18 protein-coding genes are annotated in these 18786 nt (G+C 70.3%); 7 read left to right on the top strand and 11 right to left on the bottom strand.

The features are described 5' to 3' along the window. Position 1: 1 nt before the first annotated feature. From DI276_RS41340 to DI276_RS41330, 3 genes are all read right to left on the bottom strand, one after another. Positions 2 to 424: a DUF6292 family protein gene (locus tag DI276_RS41340; RefSeq protein ID WP_112274199.1), complete on the bottom strand. Its 423-nt coding sequence runs from the start codon at positions 422 to 424 to the stop codon at positions 2 to 4. Positions 425 to 499: 75 nt separating this feature from the next. Next, positions 500 to 877: a hypothetical protein gene (locus DI276_RS41335; protein ID WP_112274197.1), complete on the bottom strand. Its 378-nt coding sequence runs from the start codon at positions 875 to 877 to the stop codon at positions 500 to 502. Positions 878 to 931: 54 nt separating this feature from the next. Then, positions 932 to 2290 (bottom strand): M14 family zinc carboxypeptidase, encoded by a 1359-nt coding sequence (locus DI276_RS41330; protein WP_112274195.1) that lies wholly within the window; start codon positions 2288 to 2290, stop codon positions 932 to 934. A 128-nt stretch (positions 2291 to 2418) separates the two neighbouring features. On the opposite strand from DI276_RS41330, the gene DI276_RS41325 reads away from it, so the two are divergent. Then, positions 2419 to 5031: a helix-turn-helix transcriptional regulator gene (locus DI276_RS41325; protein ID WP_112274193.1), complete on the top strand. Its 2613-nt coding sequence runs from the start codon at positions 2419 to 2421 to the stop codon at positions 5029 to 5031. Here the strand turns inward: DI276_RS41325 and DI276_RS53340 are convergent. Further along, positions 5024 to 5827 (bottom strand): Dabb family protein, encoded by an 804-nt coding sequence (locus DI276_RS53340; protein ID WP_112274191.1) that lies wholly within the window; start codon positions 5825 to 5827, stop codon positions 5024 to 5026. The genes DI276_RS41325 and DI276_RS53340 overlap by 8 nt on opposite strands. Continuing rightward, entirely contained in the window at positions 5827 to 6954 is a 1128-nt protein-coding gene (locus DI276_RS41315) for an MFS transporter (RefSeq protein ID WP_232837278.1), read from the bottom strand. Before DI276_RS41315 ends, DI276_RS53340 begins: the two co-directional genes overlap by 1 nt. 59 nt (positions 6955 to 7013) lie before the next feature. Between DI276_RS41315 and DI276_RS41310 the strand changes: the two genes are divergently transcribed. After that, the gene (locus DI276_RS41310) at positions 7014 to 7763 is read left to right on the top strand and encodes an alpha/beta fold hydrolase (protein WP_112274189.1); all 750 of its coding nucleotides are present in this window, start codon (positions 7014 to 7016) and stop codon (positions 7761 to 7763) included. Here DI276_RS41310 and DI276_RS41305 read toward each other — a convergent pair. Further along, complete coding sequence (locus tag DI276_RS41305) at positions 7754 to 8737, bottom strand: TDT family transporter (protein ID WP_232837277.1); 984 nt, start codon at positions 8735 to 8737, stop codon at positions 7754 to 7756. The two genes, DI276_RS41310 and DI276_RS41305, sit on opposite strands and share 10 nt — an antisense overlap. Before the next feature lie 109 nt (positions 8738 to 8846). Between DI276_RS41305 and DI276_RS41300 the strand changes: the two genes are divergently transcribed. Continuing rightward, positions 8847 to 9776, top strand: coding sequence for a LysR family transcriptional regulator (locus DI276_RS41300; RefSeq protein ID WP_112274187.1), 930 nt, complete (start codon positions 8847 to 8849; stop codon positions 9774 to 9776). Beyond that, positions 9760 to 10119, top strand: coding sequence for an HNH endonuclease (locus DI276_RS41295; protein WP_198681234.1), 360 nt, complete (start codon positions 9760 to 9762; stop codon positions 10117 to 10119). The genes DI276_RS41300 and DI276_RS41295 overlap by 17 nt, the downstream gene beginning before the upstream one ends. 22 nt (positions 10120 to 10141) lie before the next feature. On the opposite strand, the gene DI276_RS41290 is transcribed toward DI276_RS41295, so the two are convergent. Genes DI276_RS41290 through DI276_RS41280 form a run of 3 tightly spaced genes read right to left on the bottom strand, consistent with a single transcriptional unit; the run spans position 10142 to position 12457 of the window. After that, positions 10142 to 10726 (bottom strand): hypothetical protein, encoded by a 585-nt coding sequence (locus DI276_RS41290; RefSeq protein WP_112274185.1) that lies wholly within the window; start codon positions 10724 to 10726, stop codon positions 10142 to 10144. Positions 10727 to 10752: 26 nt separating this feature from the next. Continuing rightward, a complete protein-coding gene (locus tag DI276_RS41285) occupies positions 10753 to 12015 on the bottom strand; it encodes an MATE family efflux transporter (protein ID WP_198681233.1) in 1263 nt (420 codons plus the stop codon). Next, positions 12005 to 12457: a hypothetical protein gene (locus DI276_RS41280; protein ID WP_112274183.1), complete on the bottom strand. Its 453-nt coding sequence runs from the start codon at positions 12455 to 12457 to the stop codon at positions 12005 to 12007. The genes DI276_RS41285 and DI276_RS41280 overlap by 11 nt, the downstream gene beginning before the upstream one ends. A 156-nt stretch (positions 12458 to 12613) precedes the next feature. Between DI276_RS41280 and DI276_RS41275 the strand changes: the two genes are divergently transcribed. After that, on the top strand, positions 12614 to 14014 hold the full coding sequence (locus DI276_RS41275; protein WP_232837276.1) for a protein adenylyltransferase SelO: 1401 nt from the start codon (positions 12614 to 12616) through the stop codon (positions 14012 to 14014). Beyond that, positions 14011 to 14409: a tRNA (N6-threonylcarbamoyladenosine(37)-N6)-methyltransferase TrmO gene (tsaA, locus tag DI276_RS41270; RefSeq protein ID WP_112274181.1), complete on the top strand. Its 399-nt coding sequence runs from the start codon at positions 14011 to 14013 to the stop codon at positions 14407 to 14409. Before DI276_RS41275 ends, tsaA begins: the two co-directional genes overlap by 4 nt. Positions 14410 to 14658: 249 nt before the next feature. On the opposite strand, the gene DI276_RS41265 is transcribed toward tsaA, so the two are convergent. Together DI276_RS41265 and tal are read right to left on the bottom strand one after the other, a co-directional pair. Continuing rightward, on the bottom strand, positions 14659 to 16491 hold the full coding sequence (locus tag DI276_RS41265; protein ID WP_112274180.1) for a transketolase: 1833 nt from the start codon (positions 16489 to 16491) through the stop codon (positions 14659 to 14661). 3 nt (positions 16492 to 16494) lie between these two features. Next, the gene (tal, locus tag DI276_RS41260; RefSeq protein ID WP_112274178.1) at positions 16495 to 17571 is read right to left on the bottom strand and encodes a transaldolase; all 1077 of its coding nucleotides are present in this window, start codon (positions 17569 to 17571) and stop codon (positions 16495 to 16497) included. Positions 17572 to 17628: 57 nt separating this feature from the next. Between tal and DI276_RS41255 the strand changes: the two genes are divergently transcribed. Next, positions 17629 to 18786, top strand: a 1158-nt coding sequence (locus tag DI276_RS41255) for a cbb3-type cytochrome c oxidase subunit I (RefSeq protein WP_232837275.1), incomplete at its 3' end; no start/stop codon positions are given.

Genomic DNA, 18786 nt, shown 5'->3' with positions numbered 1-18786 from the left:
GTCATGAGAAGTCGTTGGCACGCGGCGTCGGCACGAACGCGGCGAAGTCGCGGTTCGTCGTACCCGCAGTGCGCTCGGTGTGGAACAGCCTCATGACCCAGCGCACCACAGCGGCAGGCGCCGGCCGCGGCTCGCCGTGCATCCGCGCGACCTCCACCAGCTCGCCGAGGCGGTCCTCGACGGCCGCCGACCAGCCGGTCCGCTCGTCCCACAGCAGCGCCACGTCGTGGTCCGGGAAGTCGCGCAACCGCCCGTCGAGCGCCACGTACGCGGCGGCATGCGGTTCCGTCTCGACGAACGAGCTGTCACCGCGCAGTTCGAGTCCCCCGACGACATCGCGCACATAGCGCCGCACGCGGCGCGCCTCCGAGTCGTCGAAGTCGACGGTGAGGTCGATCTCGAAGTCGATCATGTCCCGGTCCATGCAGCGCCTCCGTCGGCCGTGCTACCTCCGTGGTGCACGGCACGGATACCCCTGCAGGGTTTCAGCAAACGCTGTTCAGGGCGTAACGCGCAGGCCACGCACCGAAAGCACGGTCGACGAAGGCGACGCCGGCAGCACGAAGCCGATCTCGTCCCCGACCGCCTCGACGCTCTGGCCGGACGCGGCCCAGCGCACGTCGTCGCGGGCGGTCAGCTCGACCTTCCCGCCGGGCTGCGCGACCGTCGCCGCGAGCGAGTCGCCGGTCTGCTCCAGCAGCACGGTGCCGCCGTCCTCCGGTCCACCGGCGTCGGGCAGGTCGGCGACGAGCCGCAGCCCGGTCAGCCGCACCGTGTCGCCCGCGCGCTCGACCCCGCACTCGCCCTCGAAGTCCAGCACCATCGTCTTGGACCGCAGCGTCACCTCGGCTCGGGCGCTGCTCGCAGTGTTGGCCATGCGGAGCGCGTACCCGTGACCGCGGCGCGGGAAACGCCGCGGTCACGGGAACCGTCAGCTCCGGTACGGGTTCGCGGCCTTGCGCGCCGCGTAGGTCAGCATCGGCTTGACCTTCGCCCAGTGCCCGTCCTGGCAGGAGTAGGCGGGCAGGAAGCCGGCGCAGTCGCCCTCCCAGTTGCCGACCTCCCAGGTGTAGTGCGGAACCCCGAGCTCGCCGTAGACCCAGTCGTCGATCGAGCCGCCCGCGGTGTAGAGCAGCTCACCGGGCTGCCCGTACTTCCAGTCCGGCCCCGCGAGCCGCGCCATCTCGGCCGCCATCGCGCGCAACGGGCCGTCGTTCGGCGACGGGGTCGTCGTGTAGCCCCACGGCAACAGCACGACGTTCAGCGCTGAGTGCATCGTGACGACCATGCCGCGGGTGTCCGGGTCGGCGGGGTCACCCAAGCCAGGCCCGCGCTTGTCCGGGAAGAGGCCGCGGAAGAGCTTCTCCAGCGCCCTGGTCTCGACCTCGGAGTCGGCCTTCGGACCGCGGTAGACCTGGTGGCACGGATCGTTCGACGTGCCGTTGTCACCCCACTGCGCGTCGAAGTTGCGGTTGAGGTCGACCCCGACGTGAGCGTACGGGTCCGGGCCGCAGTCCTTGGGACCGTTGGTGTAGTTGGCGTTCTTGCGCTGCAGCTTCGGCGTGTCGCCGCCCGACTGGACGATCTGCACACCGTCCGGGTTCGCGATCGGCACGACCCAGACCTCGGTCGTGTCGAGCAGCGACGTCACCTCGGCGTCCTTGCCGTAGCCCTGCGTCAGGTGGTCGATCCAGCGCCACGCCATGTCGCCGGTCGTGATCTCGCGGGCGTGGATCTGCGCCGACACGAACAACCGCGGCTTGCGCGCGTTCGGCGTCTGCTTGCAGTCGCCGGGCGTCCTCTTGGTGATGCAGACGGCCTTCAGGTCGTAGCCGCCCGCGCCCTGGGTCTTGCGCCACGAGTCGCCGTAGTCCACGACGGTGGCCAGCCGCGGGTACCGCCAGGAGACCTGGTCGAGGTGCGCGTAGTGCGCTTTGACCGTGCGGTAACCGCCGTAGTAAGTCTGGTTGATGCCCGCGCCCTGGGCCTTCAGCCCCGGTTGCGGCGGCGCCATGACGGACTCGACGGTGCCGGTGAACCCGGCCTCGGCGAGTTTGCTGTGCACGTCCTTGGCGCCCAGCACGAACAGGTCGTCGCCGTCGCGCTGCTCCAGCACGTCGAACCCGCGCTGGAGCAGGTCCTGCGCCTTCTGCCCGAGCGGGGCCGGCACGCGGTAGACGTACGTCGGCCCCTCCTGCACCGGTGCGGCGGGTGGCGGTGCGGCCACCGACGTGCCGACGAGGAAAGCCGCGCTGGCGGCACCCGCCAGGACGAGGCTCAGCTGCTTCATGTCCGAGATCCCCCCTGTGAAGTCACGAGAAAACGCTCTCCCGACACACACCGTAGCGAGGGTGATCATGGCGGTAGCGATTTGAGACGCCCGGAACGACGCCCGGCCCGTTCACCTACTGTGCGGTCATGCCCACTCGCCTGCTCGGCCGTGACGACGAGATCCGTTGCCTGGACGGGATGCTCAAAGCGGCTCGCGACGGTCGTGGCGGAGCACTGGTGCTGCGCGGCGAGGCCGGGATCGGCAAGAGCGCGCTGCTGGAGCACGTGCGGGCGGCGGCGTCCGGGTTCGGAGTGCTGGACGCGTCCGGGTCGGAGTTCGAGACCGAGCTGCCGTTCGCGGCGCTGCACCAGCTGTGCGTCCCGCTGCTGGACCGGCTGGTGGAGCTCGCTCCCGGTCGTCGGGCGGCCCTGGAGGTCGCCTTCGGACTGGTGAGCGGAACGCCGGACGTGCTGCAGATCGGACTGGCCACTTTGGACCTGCTCGCGGCGGCGAGCCCGGTGGTCTGCCTGGTCGATGACGCGCATTGGCTCGACGACGCGTCCGCGAGGATCTTCGCGTTTCTCGGGCGGCGACTGGCGGCGGACCCGATCGTGCTGGTGCTCGCCGCACGAGAACCCGGCAGGCTGACCGCGCTGCCTGCGCTGGAGGTGGCGGGTCTGCCCGATGCCCAGGCACGGGCGTTGCTGGCCGCCGAGTCGGTGGACGACAAGGTGCGGGAGCGGTTGCTCGCCGAGGCGCGCGGCAACCCGCTGGCGTTGCTGGAGCTGCCCAGGGCGGGTGGCTTCGCGCTGCCGGAGGCCGGGTCGGTGCCCAGCGCGATCGAGGCCGGCTTCCAGCGCAGGATCGCTGCTCTGCCGGAGGACGCGCGGGCGCTGCTGGTCGTGGCCGGCGCCGATCCCACCGGTGAACCACGGCTGCTCTGGGCGGCGGCCAGGGAACTCGGGCTGGACGTGACGACGGCCGGCTCGGTGGCGGAAGCGTCCGGCCTGGTCACCCTGTCGACGAGGGTGCGGTTCTGCCACCCGCTGGCGCGTTCGGCCGGCTACCTCGCAGCGAGCCCGGCGCAGCGGCAGGCCGCGCACCTCGCACTCGCCGCGGTGACGGACGCACAGGCCGATCCGGATCGGCGGGTGTGGCACCTCGCCCAGGCCGGTACGGGACCTGACGACGAGGTGGCGGCCGAACTGGAGAGATCGGCCGCCCGCGCGCGGTCTCGCGGCGGCGTGGCGGCGGCCGCGGCGTTCCTGGAACGTGCCGCGGCGCTGTCGCTGGACCCGGAGCTGCGGGCGGAGCGCACCCTTTCGGCGGGGCAGGCGAAGTTCGACGCGGGTGCCGTGAGCGACGCCGCCGAGCTGCTCAGCACGGTCGAGGCCGGGTTGCTCGATGAACCCGACCTCGCGCGGGCCGACGTGCTGCGCGGACGGGTGGCGTTCGTCCGCAACGCCACCAACGACGGACCCGAGTTCGTGCTGAAGGCGGCCCGACGCATGAGTGGTGTCGCCGCGCGTGAGTGCGTGCTCGACGCGTTGGAGATCGGGTTGACGGTCGGGCGGGCCAGTGGCGTCCTCGACGTCGTCGTCCGCGAGGCCCGGCCGTTGCCGGCCGCGCCAGACGTGCTGAACGCGCTCGTCGTGCTGGCAACTGAGGGGCATCAGGCCGCTGTGCCGTTGCTGCGCCAGGCTTTCACCGATCTCAGCTGGACCGGGCATCCCGCGCTGGCGACGATGCTCGCCGGTGAGCTGTGGGACACCGAGGTGCACCACACCGTCACCGAGTGGCTGATGCGGACGGGACGGGAGGCCGGGTCGCCGTTCGTGCTCCGGCTCGGCCTCGCGCAGACGGCGCTGGTGGCCGTGCACGCCGGTGACTTCGGGACGGCTGCCTCCGCCATCGCCGAGGAGGAGGCCGTCGCGGACGCGCTCGGGGTCACTCCCCTGCCCTATCCGCGGTTGCACCTGGCCGCGATGCGCGGGTGTCAGGAGGAGCTGCTGCACCAGATCGAACATGCGACCCGTGCGGCGGCTCGGGTGGAGGGATTGCTGGTGGCCAACGCGCATTGGGCCGCTGCCGTCCTGCACAACGCGCTCGGCGACTACCCGTCGGCGCTTTCGGCTGCTCGCGAGGCCGTTGCGCCGGGCGATCTCTACCTCGCCGGCATCTCGTTGCCCGAACTGGTCGAGGCGGCGATGCGGTGCGGAGAGGAGAAGTCCGCGCTGGCCGCTCTCGAAGATCTCACCGAACGGACGTCGGCCGCGGGCACCGAGTGGGGGTTCGGGGTCGCCGCGTCGGCACGGGCCTTGGTCTGCGGCGACGAGGAGGACTACCGCGCAGCCGTGTCGCATCTCGAAGTCACCACGGCCCGGCCCTATCTCGCGCGGGCCCACCTGCTGTACGGGGAATGGCTGCGGCGGGCCGGCCGCCGGGTCGACGCCCGTGAACAACTGCGGGCGGCGCACGAGCTGTTGTCCGGCATGGGAATGCGGGCTTTCGCCGCACGGGCGGCGCGGGAGCTGCAGGCGACCGGTGAGATCGCCCGCAGCCGGTCTGCACGGGCCGCGGACGACCTCACCGGGCAGGAGCAGCACATCGCCAGGCTCGTGGCCACCGGGGCGACGTCCAAGGAGGTCGCCGCCCGGTTGTTCCTCAGCCCCCGCACGGTTGACGCCCACCTGCGGAACGTCTTCCGCAAACTGGGCATCAACTCGCGGCGGCAGCTGAAGGAGCTCGACCTCAGCTGACCGGGGTGACCAGGCCGAGCTGCTGGGCGGTCCACAGGCTGTCGGCGTTGGCCCAGTACTCGACGATCCTGCCGTCCACGACGCGCAGGATGTCCGTGCCGTAGAAGAAGATCCCGCCGGCTTCGGCCTGCCAGCGCAGCACGTGGAACGGGTCCTGCACGATCGGTCCGACCTGGACGGTGAACTTCAGTCCCGGCAGGTTCGCGTGCGCGCCCTTGACCCACTCGGCGAGGTTCTCCCGGCCGGTGTGGTCCTGCGGCGGACCGCCGAGCAGCGGTGCGGCGTGGGAGACGAAGTCCTCGCTCACCCGGGTCTCGACGAGGGCGAGGTCGCCGTTCCAGAGGTCGGCCCAGGCCTGCGTGACGGTGTCGCTCATCGGTTCTCCACCGTGCTGACCGGGGGCGGCGCTGCCCGTGTACTCGCCGAGGCCGGACACGAGCTCGGTCAGCTCGGGGTCGGCGTCGTAGCGCTTCTGGTGCAGGGCGGCGATCTTCGCGCCCATCTCGGGGTCCTCGTCGTCGGTGATGTCGAACGACACGAACTTGTCCACGAGCGGCAGCCCGACCCGGTCGGTGTTCCGATGCGCCGGGTGGATCAGGTACTCCCAGTACCCCTCGAGGTCCTCGATGACGAACGTGGCGCCCCACTCGTACTCGCCGCCGTAGTCACGACCGACGACGAACGACTTGACCGAGGGAATCACGCGCCCCTGGTTGCGCAGGCTTTCCAGCGCCTCCTCGACCTGCTCGGGCGAGGCGTCCTCGCGCAGGGTGAAGCGGTTGCCGTGGTAGATCATCAGTTCTTCTCCTTGGGTGCCAGGGCGAGGACCGCCCCTGCGACGGTGGTGACGAGTCCGGTCCAGGTGAACGCGGCGGCGATGCCGGCGGTCTGGACGAGCGGTGCGATGACGAGCGGGGACAGGAACTGGCCCAGGAAGATCCCGGCGACCAGCCCGCTGAGCACGCGGCCTCGTTGCGCCGGGCCGGCGGCGTTGGCCAGCTGCAGGTTGAGGTTCGGGACGACCAGGCCGACACCGAAGCCGCCGACGAGAAGTCCGGCCGTGACGAGCGCGATGGTGCTGCCGTAGCCGATCAGCAGCCACCCCAGGCCCAGGAGGGCGATGCTGGCCCCGGTGATCCGGCCCTTCGGCAACTTCGGGAAAACCAGTGCTCCCACGACACTGGTCAGGGTGCTGCCGGCGACGACCACGCCGATCACCGCCGGACCGGCGCCGAGGTCGCGCAGCAGGAACGGCAGCTGCGTCGGCGCCATGTAGAAGACGAGCGTGGCGAGGAGAGCCAGCAGGTAGATGCCGACGGCCTTGGCCGGGAACGCTGTCTTCGACGGCTGCTGGACCGTGCGAGGTTCGTTCTTGAGGCCGATGACGGCCAGTACCGCGATCGCCGCAGCCACGCTGTAGAGCCAGAACGGAAGCCGCCAGTCGACGCCCGCGAGGACTCCGGCCAGTGGCAGGAAGACCACGCCGCCGAGGCTGGCGAAAGCTTGCTGGAGCCCCAGGAACCTGCCGCGTTCCTGGCCGTCGAACCAGTCCGTGATGAGGGCGCTGACCGACGTCATGACGCCGCCGACCGCCAGGCCGAGCAGCGTTCTCGTGCCCAGCAGCACCGGGAGACCGGCCACGAAGTAGCCGGCGGTACCGGCGACCGCGTAGGTGACGAGGCTGGTGACCAGCAGCGGTTTGCGGCCGACCCGGTCTGCCACCAGACCCGCGACCGGTGCGCTGATCGCGATGGCCAGTGAGGTGATGGTGAGGGCGAGCCGGACCAGCACGCCCTCGCCGTACACCTCGCCCATCGCGGGCAGGCTCGGGGCGATGATCGCCGCCGCCATGATCGTCAGCGTGGCTGCGGCGAGGACCACCGCCCGTGCCGTCCGCGTTGGTGCGGTTCGTGTCGTTGTCACACGACTACCTTCGTGGCGGGCGGCGGCCGTTCGCGTCGGTAGGTATTACGTAGATCGCCATGAGAGGATGGGGCTCCGTGCTACCTCTCGTCTTCGTACACGGTCTCATCGGCCCCTTGGCTGATCACCGCACTCTTTCGCTGCTGCGTCCGGCCACCGTCGTCTGCCCCGATCTGCTGGGCTACGGCGCGGAAACCGACGCGGCTGACATCACGATCGAAGCCCAGGTCGACCACGTGCGCGCCGCCGTCGACCGCGCCGCGCCCGACACCCGCGTCCACCTGGTCGGGCATTCCGTCGGCGGCGTCATCGCGATGGCCTTCGCGCACCAGTACCCGAACCGGGTGGCCTCTGTGGTCAACGTCGAAGGCAACTTCAACCTGGGCGACGCGTTCTGGTCGGCTCAACTCGCCCGCATGACACCTCGCGAGGCGCACGACCTGTTGGCAGCCGACCGCGCGGATCCGGCGCGCTGGCTGCGCGACGGCGGCGTCGAGCCGACCGACGAGAACATCAGTTCGGCCGCCGAGGCGCTGGCCCATCAGCCGGCCGGCACGCTCCAAGCCATGGCGCACGCCGTCGTCGAGTTCACCGGGCGATCACAGTACGAGCCGTTGCTGCGGAAGGTTTTCCAGGACGTGCCGGTGCATCTCGTCGCAGGCGCCCGTTCCCGCGCTGGGTGGAACTTGCCGGAGTGGGCGCTCGGCGCGGCGGCCAGCTACACCGAGATTCCGCACGCCGGTCACATGGTGATGCTTGAAGCACCCGAGGCGTTCGGCAACCTCCTGCTCGACCTCGGTCAGCGCTGAAACAACGTCCGCACGGCCACGGTGACCCAGGCCAGTACGAGCGCGCCGTACAGCACGACGGCGACGCCGGTGAACATCGCCGACGGGACCTGTTTCGCGAGCGCGCTCGTGCCGGTCACCAACGTCCCGAGCGGGAAGACGAAGCTCCACCAGGTCAACGCGAACGGCAGCCCGCGCCGGGCGGTCCGCACGGTGGCGGTCGCCGCGATCGCCACCCACAGCAGCGCGAAGCCCCACGTGATCGTGCCGTACAGCACGCCGAACGCGGCCTGACCGGGCAGCACGTGCACGCCCGCCAACAGGTTGGCGGCGGTGATCGACTGGCCCAGCGGCCCGAGCACGATCCACAGCGTCGGCACGGTGGACGCCGCGCCCAGGCCGTGCTGGACGAGCCGCTGCCAGAGTTGCGGCACGATCACCATGGTCGCGAACAGGCTCACGCCGAACAGCGCGTAGCAGCCGAGCACCATCGCCTGCCGGAACTGGCCTTCCGGCAGGTGCTGTGCAAGCAGCGCGCCCGAGGCGGCAGACACCATCGGCGGCACGACGGGCATCAGCCAGCCCGCGAACGCGCGTTCGCCGCTGCCGAACATCCTCAGCGGCACCAGCACGGACGTCGCGAGACCGAGCGCGGTGCCGAGAGTCCACAGTGTCCAGTCGACGGCCAGCGCTGCGGGCAGGCCGATCCAGTCCGAGCCGAGCAGCAACGTGCCGGTGCCGACGGTCATCAACGCCATCGGTGGCGCGCCCCAGAACTGGGCCATCACCGGGTCCGCGAGCTGGGCCCGCACGGTCGCCCACGTCCAGCGCCGCAGCACCGCGACGACGAGAAACACCAGCAACAGAGCGTCCAACGCCCACACGAACGTGGCCGCCGTGTGCAGGCCGGGCATCCCGGCACCGGCCGTGGCGACGATCCCGGTACCCATCACGGAGGCGAACAGGTTCGGGCCGAAGGGCGCCGCTCGTCGCACCTCGGGGGCACGGTGTGGGTGAGGTGCGAGAGCGGTCACGACACGACAATCCTCGCGGCCCGCCCACCTCGGTAGGCACCAATCGCCGATGAACACATAGGCTGTCCCTATGCCTCTGCCGTCCAGGGTCACCGACCTCGCCAGCTTCGACCTGCTGCTGAGCGTGGCCGAGCTGGGCAGCATCGGCCGGGCGGCCAAAGCGCACGGCATGTCGCAGCCCTCGGCGAGCGAACGCCTGCGCACCCTGGAAGGCCGCGTCGGCGTCGCGCTGCTCGAACGGACGTCGCGCGGCGCACGCCTCACCACGGCCGGTCAGCTGGTGGCCGGGTGGGCGGCTCCGGTCCTCGCACGGGCCGTCGACCTCGACGCCGGCATCACCAGCCTGCGGGCGGACCGCCACAGCCACCTCAGGGTCGCCGCGAGCCTCACCGTGGCCGAGTACCTGCTGCCGGCGTGGCTGATCGCGTTGCGGACGGTCAGCCCGGACACCGCGACCGTGCTGACGGCGGGCAACTCCGTCCACGTGGCCGAGCACGTGCTGGCCGAACGTGCTGACCTGGGGTTCATCGAGTCGACTGACGTGCCGTCGGGCCTTACCGGTCGCATCGTGGCGCACGACGAACTGGTACTGGTGGTCGCGCCCGGCCATCCCTGGGCCAGGCGCCGTCGCGTCACGGCCGCGAAGGCCGCCGCCACTGCGTTGGTGAGCAGGGAACCCGGCTCAGGCACCCGGCAAGCCTGGGAGCACGCACTGAAAGCGGTCGGCGTGGACAAGAGCGCGGAAGCGTTGCTGGAGATGTCGTCGACCACCGCGATCAAGGCCGCGGCGATCGGCGGGATCGGCCCCGCGGTGCTCAGCGTGCACGCGGTGGAGGCCGATCTCGCGACCCGCGCGCTGGTCCGCGTCGAGGTGACCGACCTCGACCTGCACCGGGCGTTGCGGGCGGTGTGGCCGGCGGGCAGGACACCCCGAGGGCCTGCCTCCGACCTGTTGACCATCGCGACCCGTAGTCTCAGTCCTCGTGCCGACCGGAGGTAGCAAACAGGTTCGTGCCGCCCGCAAGCGCAAGAAGCGGATGGCGCGGGTCGTCCACGACCTCACCGACGCGCAGTGGGACGCGCTGAAGACGTCCTGGGGTGGTTGCGCCTACTGCGGTTCGCCCGCCGGGTCGCTGCAGAAGGACTGCGTGCAGGCGATCTCGCGCGGTGGGCGGTACACGCTCGGCAACGTCGTGCCCGCGTGCGGGTCGTGCAACGCCAGCAAGTGCAACGCCGAGGTGACCGGCTGGCTGCGGCGCAAGAAGCTCGACGAGCGATCGTTCCTGGTGCGGCACTACGAGATTTCGCGTGATCTGACGACGCAGTTCGCAGACAGCGCTTGACGGTGTTCGGCCCGCTGCCCGGCTAGCCCGTGGGAAACACCGGCTTCGTGCCGTCGAACACCGGCGGCGGCCCGGTGTAGGGCGCCTGCACGACCTTGCCGCTCTGCTCGACGTTGAACGACATGGCCGGGTAGCGCTCCGCCAACTGCCGCGCCAGGTCGCCCGGCGGGTTCACCGTCCCCACCCTGACGCCCGACCCGTCGACGTCCGGGCCGGCGAGCACGATCTCGACGCCACGGCCTTTCCAGTACTCGGTGTCGTCCATGACCCGCTGGACGTGCTCGGCCATCTCGGTCCGCGTGTACCTGGCGTCGCGGAACTCGATCCGCACGTCCGGCGCGGCCTTCTTCACCTCGGCGTCCAGCTCCGGGTCCGGCTTGCGGTAGATGACCATCATCGGCACGTCGTTGCGGATCTCCAGCCCGGCGTAGGTGCTCTTGAACCGCATCTCCAGCAACGGCTGGACCGCGTCGGCCGCCCGCGACAGCGCCGGGTCGTTCATCGGCGTCGGGTCGACGGGCGTCAACGGGCCCTCGACCACGCGCCGGTTGTTTCCGCAGGCCGCCAAGGCCAGCAGCAGCAACATCAGCAGGACAACTCTGCGCATGACACCCCCAAGTGCTTCGTCCCCGCTTAGGACGGTGCCGGGTGCTGCAAAGGTTGCCCGGCCTTCCGGAACGCGATCCCCTGGCCCACTGCTACTGCCAGGTTCGCCGCGGCCAGCGCGACCCACAGCCCGGTCAGGCCGTATCGGGCCGCCGGAATCGCTCCGAACGCCAGCACGCCGTAACAGACCGCGAACACCACGAGGCTCGGCGTCGTCCGCTTGAGCCCGGTCAGCCCGAACCCCAGCACCGCCTGCAGACCGTCCGCGAGGACCACCAGCACGAGCAAGCCAAGCAGGTGCGCGACCGCGTCCACGACCGCCGGATCTTCGGTGAAGAACCGGTGGACGTTCCCGAGGACGACGACCGCGGAGATGGCAGACAGGGTCGTGGCGGTGATCAGGAGGCCTGCGGTGATCACGCGTCGCGCGTCTGTTCGTGTGCTCACGATCGGCACCACGGCCTGTCCGATGGCCACCGCCGCCGTGAACGTCAGGCTGGCCACCGCCGCCGCGATGTTGTGCGCGGCCGCCGCCGTTGCGCTCACGCGTGCGGCGGCGATGGCCAGCACGCCCAGTACGGCGAGCTTGATCAGCACCGTGCCGGCCAGCGGGACGCCGACCTTCGCAAGTGCCGCGATCTGTCCTAAGTGGATTCTCAAGTTGGGGCGGCCTGGCAGTTGCTGGCGCAGTCCTGCAACGGTGATCAGACAACTGACGAGGTTCGCGGTGCACAACGCGATTCCGGCGCCGTTGAGGCCGAGTTTCGCGACCAGCAACGGGGAGAGCACCGCGATGCTGGCGGCGCCCACGAGGCCCGCCCTCAGCACGATCTTGCTCTGGCCCAGCCCGACGAGACTCGACGTCGCCATCGAGCCGAACCCGTTGCACAGCACGCCGATCGCCATCAGCATCGGGAAAGGTCCTAGCTGTCCGACGGTCTCCGGCGACACCCCGCTCGCTTGGGCGATCAGCGGCACGCAGGCGACCGCTCCCGCAGCGGGCACGCCGACGAACACCGCGAGCCAGGTGCCGTCCCGCACCACCCGCACCAGCCCAGGCGGGTCGTCCGCCTTCGCCGCCACGAACGGCATCACGCCGCGCACGGCACCGGTGACCGCTGCCATCGCGGGGAAGTAGACCGCGACCGTGACTGCGAACCCGGCCAGCGCATCGGTGCCGTACCTGCCGAGCGCGGCCGTGTTGACCAGCGCGCTGAGCGACACCGCCACCATCGACAGGTACAGCGGCAGCGCGGTCCTGCCGATCCTCCTGACGTCGCTAAGCAGCATTCCGGACGGCGGAGTAGCTCTTGAAGAGCCCGTCCCACGCCTTGTCGCAGCGCACGTTGAGCTGGGCGTCGGCGCTCTTGCCACCCGCGGCGAACCAGGGCTCGCACGGCGCGATCTCGGCGAGCGCCTTGCGCACCTGCTCGACGGCGGACCGGCCGCCCGGCGGCAGCTTCTCGGACTGCTTCGCCACCTCGTCGATCACCCCGGTCACGTCCGGCATGAGGTGCGCGCAGTTGTCGGCTGTGCCGACCGGCTCACCTTGCAGCCGGGCGATGCAGGCGGTGAGGAGGATGCCGATCGCGTCGAGCCGGGGTTGCAGCTCCGGCAGCGGCGAGGAGGACGACGAGGGCGGTTCCGGGGTGATCGTGGGCAGGGAGGTGGTATTCCCTCCGGTGCCGCAGCCGACCAGCAGGAACACCAGCGCAATGGCGGAATAGCGCATGGCTGGAGCCTATCGCCGACCAGTTCGTCCGCGTGGAGGTGGTCGGCGACTCCCGCACCGTCACCCAGGCGGGTGACGCCGCCGAGAGTCCACTTGGGACGTTCCACAACGCGGGCCGGCACGTGGCTTTTGCCGGCGCCCGGTAACGTTGAGGCCGTGAGCATCAGCCTGAGCAGCGACTTCGCGTCCGCGGTGCCGGAGATGGCCGTCGCGTGGGAAGCCGCCCCGGTCGCGGAGCCGGCTCTGCTCGTCCTGAACGAGCCGCTGGCGAAGGAACTGGGCCTCGACCCGGCCTGGCTCCGCGCGGACGGCCTGCCGTTCCTGGTCGGCAACGAGGCGCCCGGCGTCGCCCAGGCCTACGCGGGCCACCAGTTCGGCGGCTACTCCCCCCGGCTCGGCGACGGCCGCGCGTTGCTCCTGGGCGAACTCCGGCACGCCGACGGACGGTTGCGCGACCTGCACCTGAAGGGCTCCGGCCGCACGCCGTTCGCGCGCGGCGGCGACGGCCTGGCCGCCGTGGGCCCGATGCTGCGCGAGTACATCCTCAGCGAGGCGATGCACGCCCTCGGCGTCCCCACGACCCGCTCGCTGGCCGTCGTGTCCACCGGTGCCGTCGTGCAGCGCGAGGAACCGCTCGCCGGAGCCGTGCTGGCTCGCGTCGCCGGTTCGCACCTGCGGGTCGGCAGCTTCCAGTACGCCCGCAACACCGGCGACCACGACCTGCTCCGCCGCCTCGCCGACCACGCCGTCGCCCGGCACCACCCCGGCAGCACCTACCTGGAGATGTTCGTGCAGGTGGTGGCCGCGCAGGCCTCGTTGGTCGCCCGGTGGATGCTCGTCGGCTTCATCCACGGCGTGATGAACACCGACAACATGACCATCTCCGGCGAGACCATCGACTACGGCCCGTGCGCGTTCATGGAGGCCTACGACCCGACGACGGTCTACAGCTCCATCGACCACCGTGGCCGTTACGCCTACGGCAACCAGCCGATCGTCGCCTCGTGGAACCTCGCCCGCCTGGCCGAGGCCCTGCTACCGCTGTTCGCTGCGGACGAAGACCAGGCGGTGGCCTTGGCGATGGAGGCGCTCGGCACGTTCGAGGGGCACTTCGAACGTGCCTGGATGGACGGCATGCAGGCCAAGCTGGGCGTTTCCGCGGACGTTCAGCTCGTGCAGGACCTGCTCGCGTTGCTGCACGCGAACCACGTCGACTTCACGTCGTTCTTCCACCGGCTGGCCGCGGCCGCCCGTGGTTCCGCGGAGCCCGCGCGCTCGTTGTTCCTCGACCTGGCCGGCATCGACGCCTGGCTCTCGCGGTGGCGCGCGCTGGGTCCGGACGCCGACGCGATGGAGCGGACGAACCCGGTGTACGTGCCGCGCAACCACCTCGTGGAGGAGGCGCTCGCGGCCGGCGCGTCCGGCGACCTTTCACCACTCTCCCGACTGCTGGACGTCGTGACCTCGCCGTACGTCGAACGCCCAGGCCTCGAGCATTACGCGACGCCTGCGCCGCAGGACTTCACCGCCACCTACCAGACCTTCTGCGGGACATGATGAAGCTGCAGCCCGTCGGCCACGTCTCGTCGCCGCTCACCGACCGCGCCTCCGCACCCAAGCAGGGTGACGAGGGTGCGCCGGATGCCTGGATCGTGTTCGCCCCGGAGTACGGGCGGGCGATGGCCGAACTCGCGCCCGGCCAGGACGTGCTGGTGCTGACGTGGCTCGACCGGGCGGACCGGTCGGTGCTCGCCGTGCACCCGCGCGATGACTCGGCACGGCCCGAGACGGGGGTGTTCTCGACTCGGTCGCCGGATCGGCCCAACCCGATCGGGCTGCACCGCGTGCGGATCGTCGCGGTGAACGGTGGGCGGGTGCAGGTCGCGGGCCTGGAGGCGATCGACGGCACGCCGGTGGTGGACGTGAAGCCGGTGCTCGGCTCGGAACGCTGAACCGGCGTCGGGACGGGTTCGACGCTCGAAGGGCTGGTGAGCGGGGCTCGGATCGGGGTACCCGCCGGGCATGACCCAGCCAGTACCGCCACCCGAGCCCGTCCCGCCCACACCGGGACCGGACCAGCCGAGACCACCCGGCCCCGACCCGGATCCGCTCCCGCCGACGCCCGAACCGGTCTGACCCCTCGACCGACGGCGCCACCGCATGCCTCGCCCCGCAGCCACGATGGCCGAGGCGCGACTCACCTACGCCTTCACCAGCTGCCGCGCCGCCTCCACCACAGCCTCCGCGTCGATGTGGGCGGCGTGCAGCAACTCGCCGGGCTTGCCGGACACCGGCATCCCGCTGACCGCGAGCTTCCGCACCACCGGCCGATCAGGGCAAGCAGCCAACGCGTCGAGCACCGCATCCCCCAGCCCGCCCTCGGGCCAGTGATCCTCAACGGTCAGCACCGCACGAGTCTGCGCGGCAGCCAAAGCCAGCGTGTCCCCGTCGATCGGCTTCAGCGAGTAGCAGTCGATGACCCGAGCCCGGATGCCGTCGGCATCCAGCACCTCGGCCGCCTTGACCGCCTCCCCGACGGTGATCCCGCAAGCCACGATCGTCAGGTCGTCGTCATCGCTGTTCCGCAGCACCCGGCTACCACCGACGCGGATGTTCTCGTCAGGCGAGGTGCGCACCAAAGTCTTGCCGCGCAACGTCCGCAGATAGGAAATCCCCGGCAGAGTAGCCATCTCCGCGACCAGCGCGGCGGTCTGGTTGGCGTCAGACGGGTGCAGCACGGTGCTCCCGTGAATCGAGCGGAACATCGAGATGTCCTCCAACGCCATCTGCGACGGCCCGTCCTCACCGATCGACACCCCGGCATGCGACCCGCACAACCGAAGATCCGCGCGCGAGACGGCGGCCATGCGGATGAAGTCGTGCGCACGGGTCATGAACGCGCCGAACGTCGAAGCGAACGGCACCCAGCCCCGCACCTGCATGCCGACCGCGGCAGCGATCATCTGCTGCTCGGCGATGAACATCTCGAAGTAGCGCTCGGGATGCGCCTCGGCGAACAGCGAGGACATGGTCGAGTTCGACACCTCGCCGTCGAGCACGACGATGTCTCCGCGCAGCCCACCCAGTTCGGCCAAGGACTGCCCGTACGCCTGCCGCGTCGCGACTTCGTCGCCGATCTCCCAGCGCGGCAACGCCCCGCCAACAGTGGCGAACCGATGCGCGGTGCCCGGTGTGGGCGTGCGAACCGTCAACGAGACCGACCGCTCCCCACCGAGCTCGGCAATCGCCTCAGAGGGTTCCTCCAGGGGTTTGCCGTGCTTGCCCGGCTGGTCCTCGACGGCCTGCACGCCACGTCCCTTGTGCGTGCGAGCGAAGATCACGGTCGGCCGGTCGGTCACGGAGACCGCCTGGGCGAACGCGGCGTCGAGCGCGTCCAGGTCGTGGCCGTCGACCGGGATGGCCTTCCAGCCGAACGACTCGGCGCGGGCCGCATAGGTGTCGAGGTCCCAGCCGAGCATGGTCTCGCGGGTCTGGCCGAGGCGGTTCACGTCGACGATCGCCGTGAGGTTGTCGAGGCCGGCCCAGCCGGCGTGCTGGAACGCCTCCCAGATCGAGCCCTCAGCCATCTCCGAGTCACCGCACAGCACCCAGACGCGGTACGGCAGCCGGTCGAGCTGTTTGCCGGCCAGCGCCAGGCCGACGCCGACGGGCAGGCCCTGGCCCAGCGAGCCGGTGGCCACGTCGGTCGGCGGGATGCGGGGCGTCGGGTGGCCTTCGAGCCTGCTGCCGAACGTGCGGAAGCTCAGCAGTTCCTCGTCGGACACGGCGCCGACCGCCTTGAGCATCGCGTAGTAGAGCGGTGAGGCGTGTCCCTTGGAGAACACCAGATGGTCGTTGGCCGGGTTGTCCGGGTTCGCGTAGTCGAGCTTCAGGTAGCCGTCGAGCAGCACGGCCATCAGGTCGGCCGCGGACATCGACGACGTCGGGTGACCGGAGCCGCCCGCGTCGCTCGCGCGAACCGAGTCGACCCGGAGCTGCTGGGCGAGTTCGTGGCGGAAGTCGTTGTCGGGCAAAGCTCACCTCCGAGCTGGTTGCAGGCTGTCGAAGAGTTGCTGGTACGAGTCGGCGAACTTCTGCACGCCCTGGCGTTCCAACCCCTCTGTGAGGTCGCGGTAGCTGATCCGCAGCGAGGCGAACCGCTCGAGCACGCGACGCGCACCGTCCAGGCCCCGAGTGAGCGTGTCGGCGACGCGGCCGTGGTCGAGGAATGCCTCGATCGTCTTGCGCGGCATGGTGGTCACGGTTTCCGGGCCGATCAGCTCCTCGACGTACCGGGTGTCGCGGTAGGCCGGGTTCTTGGTCGAGGTGGAGGCCCACAGGCACCACTGCGGCGTCGCGCCCGCCCTGGCCAGCTCCTCCCACCTGGGACCGGAGAAGATCGAAAGGTACTGCTGGTAGGCGAGCTTGGCGTTGGCGATGGCCAGAGTTCCTTTCAGCACCTCGTGACCACGCATCGCGTCGAGCCGCGCGTCCGCCGCGGTGTCCACTCTGGACACGAAGAACGACGCCACAGAGGCGACCGAAGACAAATCGCCACCGTCAGCATGAAGTCTGCGCAGACCGCGGATGTAGGCCTCCGCGGCGGCACGGTGCCGGTCCAGCGAGAACAGCAACGTCACGTTGATCGGGATACCGGCGGCGACGCAGTCCTCGATGGCGGGCAGGCCTTCCACCGTGCCCGGAATCTTCACGAACAGGTTCGGCCGGTCGATCATCGCGTGCAGCCGCCGGGCTTCGTCGATCGTCGCCAGGGTGTCGTAGGCGAACCGCGGGTCCACCTCCATCGACACCCAGCCGTCCTGCGGCGAGGTGCCCTTCCCGGCCAGCAGGTCGCAGGCCTGGCGGATGTCCTCCGCCGCCAACGCGAGAAAAACCTCCTTCGGCGAGGGCGAGGTCTCGGTCAACGAGCGCTTCTGGGCTTCGTAGGAGCTGCTGCTCATGGCGTCCTGGAAGATCGTCGGGTTCGACGTCACCCCCAGCACGCCGGAGTCCACCAAAGCGGCCAGATCGCCTCCCCGCAGCAGGTCTCTGGACAGCTGGTCCATCCACGGGCTCTGGCCGCGCTCGGCCAGGCCGTGCAGTGCGGTGCGCATGGCAGGTCCTCTCTCATGGCCACTTTTCGTGTACCCGTGCGCCGGGTAGCCACACTCATGGCCGCCCTGAAGCCCACTCCGGTGGTGCCGCATCCCGGTGTCGCGCGCCGGCGCCCCAAAGGCTCGGTGTTCCTGAGCCTCCTGCGCACCACCGACCCCAAGCAGATCGGCATCCTCTACCTGGTCACGTCGTTCGCCTTCTTCATGGCGGGCGGGGTGATGGCGTTGCTGCTGAGAGCCGAGCTGGCGCGGCCGGGACTGCAGTTCCTCTCGAACGAGCAGTACAACCAGCTGTTCACCATGCACGGCACGATCATGCTGCTGCTCTACGCGACCCCGATCCTGTTCGGGTTCGCCAACTTCGTCCTGCCGCTGCAGATCGGCTCACCGGACGTGGCGTTCCCGCGCCTGAACGCCTTCTCGTACTGGTTGTTCCTGTTCGGCGGCCTGATCGTGATGAGCAGCTTCGTGACGCCGGGCGGCGCCGCGGACTTCGGCTGGACCGGCTACACCCCGCTGTCCAGCGCCACGCACGCGCCCGGCGTCGGCGGGGACCTGTGGATCATGGGCCTGGCGGTGTCCGGCCTGGGCACGATCCTGGGCGCGGTCAACATGACCACCACGATCGTCTGCCTGCGGGCACCCGGTATGACGATGTTCCGGATGCCGATCTTCACCTGGAACATCCTGGTCACGTCCGTGCTGATCCTGCTGGCGTTCCCGATCCTCACCGCAGCGTTGATGGGTCTGGCGGCGGACCGGCACCTCGGGGCGCACGTCTTCGACCCGGCCAACGGTGGCGTGATCCTGTGGCAGCACCTGTTCTGGTTCTTCGGCCACCCCGAGGTCTACATCGTCGCGCTGCCGTTCTTCGGGATCATCACCGAGATCCTGCCGGTGTTCAGCCGCAAACCGCTGTTCGGCTACAAGGGCCTGGTGTTCGCGACGTTCGCGATCGGTGCCCTGTCGGTCGTGGTGTGGGCACACCACATGTTCGCCACCGGTGCGGTGTTGTTGCCGTTCTTCTCCCTGACGACGTTCCTCATCGCGGTGCCGACCGGCATCAAGTTCTTCAACTGGGCCGGCACGATGTGGCGAGGGCAGCTGACGTTCGAGACGCCGATGCTGTTCTCGGTCGGGTTCCTGGTGACGTTCCTGCTCGGCGGCCTGACCGGGATCATCCTGGCGTCACCGCCGCTCGACTTCCACGTCACC

Source organism: Lentzea terrae (assembly GCF_003265345.1).
In the GTDB taxonomy this organism is placed as follows: Bacteria; Actinomycetota; Actinomycetes; order Mycobacteriales; family Pseudonocardiaceae; genus Lentzea; species Lentzea terrae.
The sequence above is the reverse complement of the archived record's forward strand: the minus strand, read 5'-3'. Positions and strand labels throughout refer to the sequence as shown.

Coding starts and splice junctions, on each gene's coding strand:
- DI276_RS41300 (WP_112274187.1), top strand. CDS start 8,847: ATGCCTCTGCCGTCCAGGGTCACCGACCTCGCCAGCTTCGACCTGCTG.
- DI276_RS41340 (WP_112274199.1), bottom strand. CDS start 424: ATGGACCGGGACATGATCGACTTCGAGATCGACCTCACCGTCGACTTC.
- DI276_RS41330 (WP_112274195.1), bottom strand. CDS start 2,290: ATGAAGCAGCTGAGCCTCGTCCTGGCGGGTGCCGCCAGCGCGGCTTTC.
- tal (WP_112274178.1), bottom strand. CDS start 17,571: ATGCGCACCGCACTGCACGGCCTGGCCGAGCGCGGCCAGAGCCCGTGG.
- DI276_RS53340 (WP_112274191.1), bottom strand. CDS start 5,827: ATGATCTACCACGGCAACCGCTTCACCCTGCGCGAGGACGCCTCGCCC.
- DI276_RS41310 (WP_112274189.1), top strand. CDS start 7,014: ATGAGAGGATGGGGCTCCGTGCTACCTCTCGTCTTCGTACACGGTCTC.
- DI276_RS41285 (WP_198681233.1), bottom strand. CDS start 12,015: ATGCTGCTTAGCGACGTCAGGAGGATCGGCAGGACCGCGCTGCCGCTG.
- DI276_RS41280 (WP_112274183.1), bottom strand. CDS start 12,457: ATGCGCTATTCCGCCATTGCGCTGGTGTTCCTGCTGGTCGGCTGCGGC.
- DI276_RS41335 (WP_112274197.1), bottom strand. CDS start 877: ATGGCCAACACTGCGAGCAGCGCCCGAGCCGAGGTGACGCTGCGGTCC.
- DI276_RS41290 (WP_112274185.1), bottom strand. CDS start 10,726: ATGCGCAGAGTTGTCCTGCTGATGTTGCTGCTGCTGGCCTTGGCGGCC.
- DI276_RS41325 (WP_112274193.1), top strand. CDS start 2,419: ATGCCCACTCGCCTGCTCGGCCGTGACGACGAGATCCGTTGCCTGGAC.
- tsaA (WP_112274181.1), top strand. CDS start 14,011: ATGATGAAGCTGCAGCCCGTCGGCCACGTCTCGTCGCCGCTCACCGAC.